Origin of the sequence: Nostoc sp. ChiSLP03a (genome assembly GCF_034531215.2) — a bacterium.
In the GTDB taxonomy this organism is placed as follows: domain Bacteria; phylum Cyanobacteriota; class Cyanobacteriia; order Cyanobacteriales; family Nostocaceae; genus Nostoc.
On the sequence record NZ_JAVRBQ020000071.1, the window covers coordinates 1 to 13402 of the forward strand.

The following is a 13402-nucleotide window of genomic DNA, read 5'->3' on the forward strand; positions in this document are numbered from 1 at the left end:
GAGCTTAACAAAATTGAGCGATGTTGGTCATGGTTAAAAAGCCGAATTCGTAAGCAAATAATTCAATTTGGCTGTCTGAGAGATGCGATGGAAGCTGTGCTTCACACAGCGGCTTAACCGCCTTGGCGGTTGCTATATCACTGCCAACGCCTTTGAGGGTAGCGGCGGGAAAGTTATTATCAACTCTGCTGGCATCTTTGGGCTACAGCCGCGCAGTCGGCAAGAACTCGAGCAGCAGTTGCAAACAACCGACCCGAACAAGCTAAATCCTAGTCAGTTACTAACAAGTGACATCACTGCCATCTCCCAAAGCAAGCCTTCCTTAAATGGTGAGATAAATCTCAACACACCTGATACTGACCCTAGTCGCGGCTTAATTCAACTACCCTCTAACCTCGTCGATGCATCCCAACAAATCGCTCAAGGCTGCACTCCCAGAGGACGACAAACCGCCAGTCGTTTTATTGCCACAGGACGCGGTGGATTACCCCTTAGCCCCAACGAGCCTCTGCGGGGACGAGCAGTAATTACTGGTTGGGTAGATTTGCCCCCACAAGCAACACAGAGAGTCACGGATAAATTATCTACATTTGTTACTAAATCTACTAATCAGATTGTGGAGGCTCAAGGATGGATTGTTGATGGTAAAGGTGATGTTATTCTTGTGGCTCAATATGCTCAAAGTTCTTCTATTTCCTCTGCTATGTCCTGTAGTCGATGATTCATTATCCCAAGAGTAGGGGGAACAATTCCTATAAAACCCAAGAGTCATAAAAGTAACAAGTGGCCAAGAATGTGTAACGGATGCTTTGAACCCACATTCCGCACCCCAACTGTCACACAACATCAACAAAATCTAAAGAAAATAGTACAAGAAAACTAATAAGAACGAATATTTAAATTGAAGCTAAGGGAGAAAAAGGAGATTACAGTATAAAAGGTGTAAAATTTAACTCTAATGGCTTTAGTTAACTTTACGTTATATACTTGTAAATTTTGCCGCCCACTTACTTCTATATATCCTGTGCGGTTAATCAATCTTCCTTCAAAAATATTTCTAGTCAGGATTTCAGTCCTGATTTTGTATCACGTAGCGTCTTGTAAAAAGGACTAAAGTCCTCTCTAAAAGCCAAAGGTTTCATTATGGGTACTTATGATGACGCACTTCAATCACAGTATGTACATTGCCGCGAGGCGTAAAATCTGCTTTCACAATGACTTCCAACGGATCGCAAGCAGCCACAAAATCATCTAAAATTTGATTGGCAGATTCTTCGTGGGAAATGTAGCGATCGCGGTAACTATTAATATAAAGTTTGAGTGCCTTTAATTCTACTACCCGTTGATCGGGCACATAGCTAACATAAATTGTCGCAAAGTCAGGATAACCGGAAAATGGACATTTACAAGTAAATTCCGGCAAAGTAATGTTAATGTCATATCGCCTACCCACACGCGGATTGGGAAAGGTAATTAGTTTACCTTCGGCAATGTCGCGTTCGCCATACTTCATTTCTTGGTTTGTCATTTGTCATTTGTCATTTGTCATTAGTTATTCTACTTATCTTTACTTCCTTTTAGTAATTTTGTAGCTTGTTAACTCCTAACTCCTAACTACTAACTCCCCCTCAATACTCTTCCTTCTCCCAGTCTGGACAATTCTCATCTTCACAACCGTGGGGATGCATTGCACAAACTAATAAATTACCACCATAAACTTGACCGTGGTAATGACTACAACCAATACAGGCAGGATTTTTTTCAGATGTAGGTTCAACTGAATAAGGAAAACCCGGATCTACATCTGCTACCATGTCTTCCAGTTCCCAGTAAGCTTCTAACATCGGTTCAGCCAAATCCTGTAGATACTGATCGACTTCAGTAACAATATTATTATGTACGTGCTCGGTGACTTCTTCCGTTAGCTCAAAAAGTACGTCTACCACTTCACTCATTCCCAGGAAGAAGCGCTCTACTTCATCAGCCACTGTTTCGACGATTTCTACTAAATCTTTTTGCCACTGTTCCATAAACTTGAAACCTTTGCAGGCTATAAACAGGACGCTTTGTGCGATCTGGCTTGAAGCACTAAAATACACACTAAGCAATGTATCTTATCAAGTTTTTATCCGAAGTGTCATGTCAAAATGCCACTTATTACTTAATATTGCTCTCAAAGAATGCTTTTTATCGATCGCGTTGCAATCGTTTTAACTCATCTTGCAGTTTTAGCACTTCATCGCGCAATTTATCTACATTCTCATCATTTGACGCCTCTTTGACCGTTGGCTCTTCATCTTCCTCTAAAATTTCAATGCGGCGAGGTTGAGAAGGGGGCGTTTCTGGTGAGGTTTCAACAGATGGTTGGGCTTGTTGGGCTTGCTTCATCATATCCTCAACGAAGCGGCGGGCTTCTTCTGTGTTCATTTCGCCCTTTGCCACCATTTCATCTGCCAGTTTTTGGACTTGCGATCGCACTTCGGCTAATTTTCCCCCTGCTTTCTCACCCGCGTAAGAAGCTAATCCAACACCGAGGTAAAAAGCTTTTTGAACAATATCTCCAAAACCAGGCATTGTTACTGACCGCTCCTAAAAATAGGGCGACCCGGAGACTACGCCTACCACAAGCCTCCCGTGTTGCTGCTACCTTCCGGTTCTGACAAGATTTGGGTGTTGCGATCGCATAGATCCAGGTCTTATATAAACATAACATGAAAATTCAGTAAGTGTGTGTCATTCCATAACAATTCGCCATTCATAAAGCTGATAGTTGACGCAGCCGTGTTTTACTAAGGGGTCATCAGCTACAATCGCTTCTGCTTCCTCCTTTGAGGCTGCCTCAAACAGTAACATTCCGCCTCTTTGCTCTACCCAATAGCCTGTTCGCGCTTTGTGTCCTTTAGTAATTAATTCCCGAATGTAGGCTTTGTGAGCAGGTACATATTGGTCAAAGGTAGGTTTATCGACTTTCCCTTCTTCAATTTTTACAAACCACGGCATTGGCTTCTTAACTCCAGTTACAACAAACAGCCTACGTAAAGTACCCGGTGCTGATTCAGAGTATCAAATACAATAAATTTTAAGTGAAATGCGTTATAGCTTTAGCCTAACGCACCGCTATATCTGTAATATCCTTTGAGCGTTTGCCGTTCAATACTCAACAGCAATGATTTCATAATCCAAAATCTAAAATCCAAAATCTAAAATTGAATGAGCCGTTTTTTTATCGCCCTCCTACCACCGCAAGATATTCAAGACTACGCCAACGAGATTAAGCAGTATTTTGCCTCACGCTATGCTAGTAGCGGGGCGCTAAAGTCTCCGCCTCATATTACCCTGCAACCGCCCTTTGAATGGGCAGATGATAACTTGCCACTATTAGAAGCATCCTTGAAAGAGTTTGCCAGTGCACAACAGCCAGTAGCAATTACACTTAAAGGGTTTGATGCTTTTGTACCTCGTGTCATTTACATTAATGTCGTCAAAAGTCAAGAGCTTTTAACTTTGCAAGCTGATTTAATCGCTTATACAGAAAGCAACTTGAGAATTGTTGATAAGGTTTCTAAAACCCGCCCTTTTGCACCCCATTTAACGATTGCATTTCGGGATTTAACAAAGCAGAATTTTAAAGCTGCTTGGCCAGAATTTGAAAATCGTCAGTTGCATTTTGAGTTTACTGCTGACAAATTCACCTTGCTGCTTCATCACGGGAAGCGCTGGAATATTAAACGAGAGTTTGCTTTTTTATCTGGTAGTAATTGAGCTTGTGGGGATTCTAATTTATCGAATAGGTAATTCAATCACAAACTCGGTACCCTCACCTGGTGTTGAATGACAATTTAGCTTACCGTGGTGATTGTTAACTACAATTTGATAAGCAATAGATAAACCTAGTCCTGTTCCTTTACCGATGACTTTTGTAGTATAAAAAGCCTCAAATATCTTTGTCCGATTTGCTTCACTGATTCCTGAGCCATTGTCTGCAATTCTAAGAATAACTCGCTCTCCAATTGCTTCAGTTTTAATCCAAATCATCCCAATATGTCGAAAACTTTCATCAAAATATTGAGTTTTATAGATTTCTTCAATTGCATCGATACTATTAGCAATCAAATTCATAAAAACCTGATTGAGTTCGCCTAGATAGCACTCAACAAGTGGTAATTCTTCATATTCTTTGATTAATTTAATTGCTGGACGATGACCATTTGCTTTAAGTCGATGTCCAAGAATGAGTAGTGTAGTTTCTAAACCTTCATGCAGGTTAGCTAGTTTTTTACCTGCTTCTCCATGTCGAGAGAACTTATTCAAGGATGACACAATTTCTGTAACGCGATCTGTACCTATTTGCATAGATTGAATAATTTTGGATAAATCATTTAACAAATAATTGATATCTTTTGTTTTAATAGCATTTTGAATTTCATCTGGAGGATCGGGGAGATATTTTTGATATAGCTCGAGCAAATTAATAACTTCTTGGAAATACTCTTCAATAAAATTCAAGTTTCCAGCGATAAAATTGATGGGATTATTTACTTCATGGGCAATTCCTGCTGTCATTTGGCCCAAGGTTGCGACCTTTTCTGCTTGAATCAGTTGGGTTTGAATTTGTTGTAATTCGGCGTTTTTATCTATCAAGGTTCTCGTCAAATTTTTCAGCTTCAGTTGATGCTCTATTCGCACCAAGACCTCTTCATACTGAAAAGGTTTAGTAATATAATCTACGGCGCCTAATTGCAATCCTTTAACCTTGTCAGCAGTATCTGAAAGAGCAGTCATAAAAATGATCGGAATATCCCGGACACGAGGATTGCTTTCACTTTTGAGGTATTTACAAGTTTCAAACCCATCAATACCCGGCATCATGATATCAAGCAAGATTAAATCAGGTAAATTATCATTATCTAATCTCTGAATGGCTTTTTCACCACTGCGTGCTGCCCAAACTTCAAAACTAGACTGATCCAAAAAGCTCGATAAAACTTGTAAGTTAGCAGGGTTATCGTCCACGACTAAAATAATTCCTCTGCTAGGATCGCTATTTAGGGAATTTTTTTGATCGCCTATAGTTACTGTCATAAAATTTCTATCCTATATTGATTCACGTTGCTTATTTGCAAAACGCTAAAAAAGAACACTCCTAATTCCAAATTCACGTCATAAAATCCCCATAAATAAATTTATGGAAATTAATTCTTTGAGTTTTCGGTCAAAAAGTTAAGGATTAAATCTTCGTCAAACTGCCTTGCTAGCTGCCGCAATTGGTTAGCAAAGGGAGCAAATTTTGCGTCTGTTTCCTCTAGTTTATCTGCCCATTTTAAAATGTCATTGAAGTTACCTTTACTAGCTAAATTCATTAGTTCCTGCAAGACATCGGGGGAAGGAGGAGTCAATTTATTTGGTGAACTATCAAGTGTTGTAGGCAAAGAATTAATTTTTTGTTCCTCAGATTGCTGGTAAATCCATGTCAAACCTAAATTGCACTCTAATTGATGCAGTAATTCATTTGCCTGTACAGGTTTGCTCAAAAAGGTGTCACCTCCTGCTTGCAGACTGCGATGTTGATCGGCTTCAAAGACACTAGCAGAAGAGACGATAATCTTGATATCGTGGATATCTGGGGTATGACGTAGGTGTTTAATCAATTCAAACCCATCCATTTCTGGCATCAGTAAATCTGTAATCACTAGGTCTGGTTTCAAGGCGATCGCTTTTTCTAAACCTTCTTTACCGTTGCTGGCTTCAACTACGTTGAAACCCAATGGTTGCAGTAAATTTGTAATTACTGTGCGATTCTCCCAGCGATCGTCCACCATCAAGATGGTGCGGGGACTACCTGCAAAGCCAACGATTTGTCCCTTGGATACAGCCATCGCAGACTGTACCCATTCGCTGGCTTGGGCGATCGCAATTTCAAACCAGAAAGTACTACCCTGACCGATCTCACTTTTAACCTGGATATCGCTACCCATCATCTGCACCAACTGCCGAGTAATAGCTAAACCCAGCCCCGTCCCTTCTATCTGATGCTTTTTTGCACCTACTTGTTCAAATGGCAAAAAAATGCTGTCTAATTGAGTTGGAGTTATGCCAATTCCTGTGTCTTTTACACTAAAGTGAATGCGATATTTCTCTGTCTGTTCATCAGCAGTCAGTCGATCGATTACCTCAACCTCGAAGCTAACTTTACCCTCATCGGTAAATTTAATGGCATTTCCCAGCAGATTCAAAAGAACCTGACGTAACCTTTTGACATCAACATGAACCCCTGTGGGTAAGTTGCTTGTGGGTTCATAGACAAACAAAATGCCTTTTTGTTCTGCCCGAATCTGGCAAATTTCGACAATACCTTGTAAAAAAGACGGAAAATGCACATCTTGAGGATTCAGTTCTAGTTTTTGCGCTTCAATTTTGGAAAGATCCAAAATGTCATTAATTAAAGTCAGTAGATGAGAGCCGCACTGTTCAATAATGTTTACATGATATTGCTCTGACTCTGGCAAAGCTTTGGAACGCAGCAAAATTTGAGCGCAACCCAAAATACCATTCAAGGGCGTTCGCAGTTCATGGCTCATGTTGGCTAAAAATTCGCTCTTAGCCCGGTTTGCGGTATCAGCCGCTGCTTTAGATTTTTTCAGTTGAGCTTGTTCAAAAGCTTGTACCTGCCACAAGACAGTGACGATAATCGCTGTCAATCCGCCCACAATTAAGGCGATCAGATCGAGGAATTGTAGCCGAGATTCAATGTTTTGGCGCGGAATTACCAAAGCCACAGACCAATTAGCTTCTTGTAACGGCACATAAGCAACATACTTTTTAGTGCCGTCAATTTCCATCAACTGAATTCCCTGTTGTTTTTTTACCATCTGCTGCGCGATCGCATTTAAATTCCGATCTGGAATTTTCAGCAGGCTGGGTGCAGGTTTTTCTAACGTTGACATTAACATTGAGTTGGGATGGACGATCGCTTCTCCTTGGGAATTGAGGGCGAATGCATAGCTGTTCTTGCCGTAGCGCAAAGAGTTGACCACCTTTGCAATGCGATCGACTTTAACATTGCCGTGGAAAACCCCAATCGGTGAACGATTGGTAGGAGAATCAGACCAGATTGGAGTGGCGATCGCAATTAAAGGAATACCTGTGGAACGGCTGATAAAGGGATCGGAAATGTTGCTTTTTCCTGCTAATGCTTTTTGAAAGTAGTCTCGATCCTTAATATTCTTATTTGACCGACCAATCTTAGTATTAAAATACGAACCATCGGGGGTAACTATTTGGAAAAAGAAAAATTCATCGATCCGCTCAACTTCTGACTTTAAATAAGGTTCTGCTAAAGACCAGTTTAAGGAGCGTACAGTTGAAGTATGAGCAAGGGTTTGTACCTCGACTTTGCGAATATGTAACCACTCCTCAATTTCATCAACTCCTCTCTGTACTTCTAAAAAAGCTTTTCCTCTCAAGTCTTGTAGCGTTATTTTCCGAGCAGCCTGATAGCTAAAATAAGCAGAAATACTCACAATTAGAGTAGTGCCGCCAATAATAAATCGGATTGGTAAATTCCGTGAAGAATACATTTTGGTGTCAGATGGGCTGGAGTTGCCTTCGATTGCAGGGTTAACCCTTTAAACAATGGGTTTTATAAGCAAAAAAAGGGCTATATTTAGATTGCCCAAAAAATTATTAATAATCGCAGTTATGATTGTTACCCATAGCTGCGATTGTCAATACCCTAAATTTTGCTAACCATCTTTTAAATACCTGTATTGTGAAGTATGTATAGGCCGATCGTCAGGTAAGTTCAAAAAATACATTTTAGAGAAAATATAATAATCAAATTTATCGTTATATTTTTCTTGGTAGATTAGATAATATTACTGATGTTTCTGTATCCGTAAATAGTCAACTTTATTTAGTTAAATAGGTATTTAAAATCAAAAATCTGGCTTATTTTGTAACAGGCGAAAGCCAAGAGTCGCCATCTAGGTGACAGTGGTAGCAATACTTGTCGAGTTTTGGGGGAAGGGGAAAGAGGGAAAGAAAAAACCTTTAACCTTTACCCTTTAACCTTTTCCCCAAACCCAATGCCGAGTTAAAAATGCACAAAGCGAGCAGTATTGACAGTGGTAGCGATTAAATGACTGCCGACTCTATGCAAATTGAATGTGAAAGAGGTTATCAAATCTCATTAACAAGCTACAGTATATACCTGTAACATAACAACGAATTAGGTAATACTTACCTTTTGACTAATGACTCAAGTAGATATTCTGATCCTTTCAAATGGCCCAGGTGAAGTAACAACCTGGGTGCGTCCAGTAGTAAAGGCGTTGCGGCAAGAACTAGGGGATGACCGTTCTTTAGTGAGAATTTCTGTGGTATTATCGCCTTGCTCAAATGCCAGTGGTAAAGAAGCAGTGATCGCTCTTTCTTACCCCGAAGTAGATAGAGTTCAGGGAGCAGAACATTTTTGGCAATTTTTGCTTTGGGGCAAGACATTTGAAAATTGGGATTGGAGAAGTCGCGGTGTTATCGTTTTTTTGGGCGGCGATCAAATTTTTCCAGTGATTATAGGCAAAAAGCTCGGATATCACACAGTTGTTTACGCTGAATGGGAAGCTCGTTGGCATAACTGGATCGATCGCTTTGGCGTGATGAAACCCGAAGTTGCAGCCAAAGTCCCAGCAAAATATGCTCACAAATTCACTGTTGTCGGTGATTTGATGCTAGAAGCTAGTAGTCATTCGTCATTAGTCATTGGTCATTTATCCTTAGCAAACGACAAAGGACAAATGACTAATGATATAGATGCGTCAACGGCTACTCTTCGAGAATGCCAAGGGCGAACCCACAAGGTAGGACAAAAGACTGAATTGATTGGTTTACTCCCTGGTTCAAAAGCAGCAAAATTAGCCCAAGGAGTACCATTATGTTTAGCTATTGCCGAATACATTCATGCAAAAAGACCGCAAATCAGATTTGTGATTCCTGTAGCCCCAACTTTGGATTTAGCAACTTTAGCTAGTTTTGCCAATCCCCAAAAGAACTCTATTGCTGAAATCTTTGGCTTTGGCGGTGCTGACTTAATTATCCCAGAGGATGCTCAAGGCAAGGCATTGCTCAAAACAGCAACAGGCTTAACTGTGGAACTGTGGCAAGAAAACCCTGCATATCACCTATTATCCCAGTGCTGTATCTGCTTGACTACGGTGGGGGCAAACACTGCTGAACTTGGTGCTTTAGGAGTGCCAATGATTGTTTTACTACCAACGCAGCAACTTGACGCTATGCGTTCTTGGGATGGTTTACCTGGATTGTTGGCAAATCTGCCAGTAGTCGGTACGCTATGCGCTAAGGTGATTAATTGGTTATTTCTGAGATTTGTGAGACGCAAAGGTTTATTAGCATGGCCAAATATCTGGGCACAAGAAGAGATAGTCCCAGAAATTATGGGTAAAGTTCAACCACAAGATATTGGAGAAATGATTTTAGATTTTTTGACGAATCCAGAAAAATTGGATGATATGCGCGCTAAACTCCGTAATATTCGCGGTGAAAGCGGTGCAGCGCAGAAGATAGCACAGATTGTTGGTGAGGAAATTGGCAAGTAGGAACAGTTCGGCAGAATTTAATTGGAATTTTTAATAGTGGGACTTAGACAAAAATTAAGCCCAAATGTAGCCCAAACTGGCTTTATAAGTAACAAACACGTCACGATAAATGGTCAATCAATCAAAAAATCGAAAAGGTATAGCCGCAATTAATCTGAAGATTCACCATTGCGTCGTCCCAGTTCAAAAATGCCACAACTAATACACGCAAGTATACCTAAGCTGATTCCCCAACTAGGCCCTAAACTGAGCTCTACACCCCAGTTAAATAAAGCGCCAATTACCAAAAAAGGCACAATGCTAAACAGTGAGGCGTAGAAAGCGTTTTGGGATTCTCTGGCTTTACGAGTCTTTTCAAATTCTGACTCGCTGGTATAAAGCGATCGCTCGGCAAAGTTAAACCAGCGATTGAGTTGCTCGATTACCCATTCATTGACTCTGGAAAAACCTAGATATAGCGCCAATGACCACAAACTCGCTCCAGCGATCGCGATCGTGTCTAATTCAAAACGGAAAGGTAAAATTTCAGTCAGCATTGCTTAGGTAAGTCCTGCAAAGGGTTAACTTTAGCTGTCAGTAGATGCTAAATAAACCTCTTGTGCAATTTTAAGCATAAAAGCTAACAAGATTTCAACTAGTTAACAAATTCCCGCTTTTTAGCTGGAAGCAAACTTAATTTACGGATTGCTGGGTAAATTATCGGGGTCAATACCAAGAGAACGTAAATGCTGTGCAAACTTTTCTGCTTTTTCTTCTGCCGTTAAATACCGATTTCCTTGTTCGTCATACCAAGATAGAAATTCCTGACCAATTCCACCAATAACACCTTGATGTCGTCCAATTCCTAAACCAACCTCTGGCATCCAATGAGGTTCGCCAATTTGTAATTGATAATTTTTATCTACCAATTTGTAAATTTCAAATGGTTGATGTCGATCGCGTTGCCAATATTCGGGGTTGTAAATAATGTAGTAAAGTACGCCAAGTTCCGATAAATTTCTAACTTTTCGTCGTATTCACTTCCTAGGGAATGGGATACCATCTTCAATGTTAGTATCGGTACTACCTCATTTTCTTCCCAGACAGCGTAACTTCTACGCGATTTACCACCTTTTTTGCGATCGACTCCCAAACTCAGAAACCCATCTGGTACTATGGGAACTCTCGTATTAGCCCCTGTCGTGTGGTAGATTGCCATGTCTACGCCAAAAAACCAATCGGTGCGCGTTGCCCAAATCGAGGTTAATAGGAACAGTAGAATGTTGGGCAGAAAATTTTGATCCTCATTATCCACAGGTATATCGTCCGAGCAGGCTAGTTCGTCAGTGCTTGGAAGCCCAACGACTTTAAGGTTTTCTGACAGCATGACTATTACCGCGGTGGCTTCGGTTTCTTTGATTATAGGTAAATTCAACTTGCCAAGGGTGTAGGGAAGGAACGCATTCTAATAGCGTTCTTTACCCCAACTAAAAACAACTTGCAGGCAACTTTTTTGCTTATGCCTTATGTCAGTTGTCTTTTTCGCTGTAACCAATGCCAGGAACCGGACTTGAATCGGTGACACGAGGATTTTCAGTCCTCTATTTTGATTGCTGAAATACTTGCTAATTAAGGATATTCATTCATAGTCATTCATATTCATAGTCAAACCATAGTCAATATTGTGGTGGTTCTGGAGGCATAGGTAATTCTGGAGGTTCGGGTAAGGTAGCACCGTCATAGAAAACTGCTGCTTTACCTTCACTCCTAGCTGCATTAACGGCTTGTCTAGCTTCTTCCCATGATGGAAACGTAAGAAACAACCATTCCCCAGTTTTATCGTTAGCAATAGCTATAGTAGTTTCCCGTTCTTTCCAAACATTATCTGACATAGTTTACTATGGTAGCAACTAGCAGGTTAAGTATAGAACAATAACTATCTGAGTAGCTATCTGACAACTGTATCAAGCTATATAGTACATAAACACTCATGCCATATTCGCCTATAGTGCCTCTATTTTCAGTCTCAGGAATACAAGCTTAAGTCTTATATTGCTTGTTATAGGGAATTGTAGAGCTAGGTATTAAAGCTTAAATGCTATCAAAGCTAATCATTCAACAATGGAAACTGTGCTTACATAGACAGAGTAGCACGGTCATAGAAAACTACTGTCAGTGTACATTGTTGCAAATAGCAGCCTAAGTATAGAAAACTAACTGTTTACTTCGATTTAGGATGAGCTATTTTAAATAATTCTGATTTTGATGAAACAAATACAGAAAGCAATATTTTAAGTAGATTTACTCAGGCAAGGTATAGGGTATAAATTGATATGCTTTTATAAAAATAGGTAACTACTTATTTAAAATCTAAAAGAAAAATAATGATTAGAAGCTACTGGAAGATATGGTCATCTGTTGCCTTATTAATATTGAGTATCTCTGCTTGCTCAAATGGAAAAATCCAAGATACTAAAAGTAATACTAATAGTCCTGATGATGAATTTGAATATCAATTAAATTTCTTTTTACAAGATGCAGATAGTTCAGTGAGAGTTGCGTATCAACAACTTTTTGGAAAAGATAAATCAATCCAAGAAGCTAAAGAATACTGTATCAAACTTGATCAAGGTAAAAATAGTTTGAGCTTAATGACTGATAAATATGATGAATTAACCCAGAAAGTAAAGGAGAATAAAATTACTAAAAGAGAACGTGATGCAATCTCTAATGTATATTCTACGATACATAGGACAGCACAAGATATATATTGTCCTCAACACCGAGATAAAGATCAAATACCTTTAAATGAACGTTTAAACTGACTAAATTATATTATTGTATTTAATTAAAAAACTAATGTTTATCCTACTGGATAACTCCCGCATTAACTTTATATGTATTAGGCATAAAGGCAGCAAGAAAAAACGAGTTAAATCATATAACAATATATTAAATAACACGATAAAGTAAGAAAAAACTAAAGGCATCTAGAGAAACTAGAGGTTTAATTAGTAATAAATTAGCTAATATAACATTACTTAAGGTTAGTTAAGTTATAGAAATTAAAAGTTAAAATAATTAATCGTACTGAGCCGCAAGTACACTAAGTCAAATCAAATATAACTTATTAAGACGAATATCATATACACCATATACACATTAATCTATATATTTATAACTGCAATAACCTATTTTTCTTACTGTAGTTAATCTAATATAACTATCATAATCAACTTATCACCTTAAGAGATAAGATAGTTAGAGATAGAAAAAATAATAAACGATGCTTGACTTGACTAAATTAATTATCAAATTTAATGGGCGGTATCCATTCATCTATCTTCAAATAATCGATAGGTAGTTGTTAGTCACGATACATGATTTAACATCGATTAAGGTTACTAAAACTCATAAGTTTAGTTACTTGTGATGTAAATAAAGTTACCAATTTGTGTTAAACATATTTTTACGAACGTTACATGGTCTGTTTTTATCATCATATCTAGATCGTTTAGCTTTTGCTAAAATCTTTTTACGATTAATTTGGAATGTATTATCAATCTCTCTCTTATCACTTAATAACGTTTCATTTTTAGATGCTTTTAATTGTTCCTTAGCAGCAGTAAATAAGTTGTGTAATAGCATCCCATCTATTAGAGGTATACCTGACTTATACCAATTAAAAATGAATCTGCATATAATGGGGAGAAGCAAACTAGGTAAGTTAACAGAACCATGAGCCGCCCATTTAAAATTGCGATCGCCGAGAGCGAAGAGGAACTGAAAAAACGCCTACAAACAGTGTCTTC

Annotated in this window: 12 protein-coding genes, 1 other RNA gene and 2 pseudogenes; 5 read left to right on the forward strand and 10 right to left on the reverse strand. The window is 39.0% G+C overall.

Annotation, left to right across the window (positions count from 1 at the left end; translation table 11 throughout):
• Both RMY32_RS11955 and RMY32_RS11960 read left to right on the forward strand, forming a co-directional pair.
• Nucleotides 1-117: pseudogene (locus RMY32_RS11955) on the forward strand (IS630 family transposase); the annotation flags it as partial.
• Entirely contained in the window at nt 83-721 is a 639-nt protein-coding gene (locus tag RMY32_RS11960; protein WP_322714989.1) for an S-layer family protein, read from the forward strand. The pseudogene RMY32_RS11955 and the gene RMY32_RS11960, both read left to right, overlap by 35 nt.
• A 420-nt stretch (nt 722-1141) precedes the next feature.
• Here RMY32_RS11960 and queF read toward each other — a convergent pair whose 3' ends face one another.
• The 5 genes from queF to RMY32_RS11985 all read right to left on the reverse strand — a co-directional run bounded on the left by queF (nt 1142) and on the right by RMY32_RS11985 (nt 3000).
• Nucleotides 1142-1528: a preQ(1) synthase gene (queF, locus tag RMY32_RS11965; protein ID WP_322714990.1), complete on the reverse strand. Its 387-nt coding sequence runs from the start codon at nt 1526-1528 to the stop codon at nt 1142-1144.
• 100 nt (nt 1529-1628) lie between these two features.
• The gene (locus tag RMY32_RS11970) at nt 1629-2030 is read right to left on the reverse strand and encodes a hypothetical protein (protein WP_322714991.1); all 402 of its coding nucleotides are present in this window, start codon (nt 2028-2030) and stop codon (nt 1629-1631) included.
• 157 nt (nt 2031-2187) lie between these two features.
• Complete coding sequence (locus RMY32_RS11975) at nt 2188-2574, reverse strand: phasin family protein (RefSeq protein ID WP_289795595.1); 387 nt, start codon at nt 2572-2574, stop codon at nt 2188-2190.
• Nucleotides 2575-2599: 25 nt separating this feature from the next.
• Nucleotides 2600-2696: signal recognition particle sRNA small type (gene ffs / locus RMY32_RS11980), an RNA gene on the reverse strand.
• 37 nt (nt 2697-2733) lie between these two features.
• Nucleotides 2734-3000, reverse strand: a complete 267-nt coding sequence (locus RMY32_RS11985; protein WP_289795594.1) for a YciI family protein — start codon at nt 2998-3000, stop codon at nt 2734-2736.
• 210 nt (nt 3001-3210) lie between these two features.
• Here RMY32_RS11985 and RMY32_RS11990 point away from each other — a divergent pair, with 210 nt between their 5' ends.
• Nucleotides 3211-3762 carry a 2'-5' RNA ligase family protein gene (locus tag RMY32_RS11990; protein WP_322714992.1) on the forward strand — a complete coding sequence of 184 codons (552 nt, stop codon included), beginning with the start codon at nt 3211-3213 and terminating at the stop codon, nt 3760-3762.
• Between the two features lie 18 nt (nt 3763-3780).
• Here the strand turns inward: RMY32_RS11990 and RMY32_RS11995 are convergent, their stop codons facing one another.
• Entirely contained in the window at nt 3781-5082 is a 1302-nt protein-coding gene (locus tag RMY32_RS11995) for a response regulator (RefSeq protein WP_322714993.1), read from the reverse strand.
• A 110-nt stretch (nt 5083-5192) separates the two neighbouring features.
• Nucleotides 5193-7577 (reverse strand): ATP-binding protein, encoded by a 2385-nt coding sequence (locus tag RMY32_RS12000; RefSeq protein WP_322714994.1) that lies wholly within the window; start codon nt 7575-7577, stop codon nt 5193-5195.
• Between the two features lie 675 nt (nt 7578-8252).
• On the opposite strand from RMY32_RS12000, the gene RMY32_RS12005 reads away from it, so the two are divergent.
• A complete protein-coding gene (locus RMY32_RS12005; protein WP_322714995.1) occupies nt 8253-9611 on the forward strand; it encodes a lipid-A-disaccharide synthase in 1359 nt (452 codons plus the stop codon).
• 149 nt (nt 9612-9760) lie between these two features.
• On the opposite strand, the gene RMY32_RS12010 is transcribed toward RMY32_RS12005, so the two are convergent.
• The 3 genes and pseudogenes from RMY32_RS12010 to RMY32_RS12020 all read right to left on the reverse strand — a co-directional run bounded on the left by RMY32_RS12010 (nt 9761) and on the right by RMY32_RS12020 (nt 11482).
• Complete coding sequence (locus tag RMY32_RS12010) at nt 9761-10147, reverse strand: hypothetical protein (protein ID WP_322714996.1); 387 nt, start codon at nt 10145-10147, stop codon at nt 9761-9763.
• 141 nt (nt 10148-10288) lie between these two features.
• Nucleotides 10289-10977: pseudogene (locus RMY32_RS12015) on the reverse strand (Uma2 family endonuclease).
• Between the two features lie 289 nt (nt 10978-11266).
• Nucleotides 11267-11482, reverse strand: a complete 216-nt coding sequence (locus RMY32_RS12020) for a hypothetical protein (RefSeq protein WP_322714997.1) — start codon at nt 11480-11482, stop codon at nt 11267-11269.
• A gap of 492 nt (nt 11483-11974) precedes the next feature.
• Here RMY32_RS12020 and RMY32_RS12025 point away from each other — a divergent pair, with 492 nt between their 5' ends.
• Nucleotides 11975-12415 (forward strand): hypothetical protein, encoded by a 441-nt coding sequence (locus RMY32_RS12025; protein WP_322714998.1) that lies wholly within the window; start codon nt 11975-11977, stop codon nt 12413-12415.
• The last annotated feature ends 987 nt before the right edge of the window (nt 12416-13402 follow it).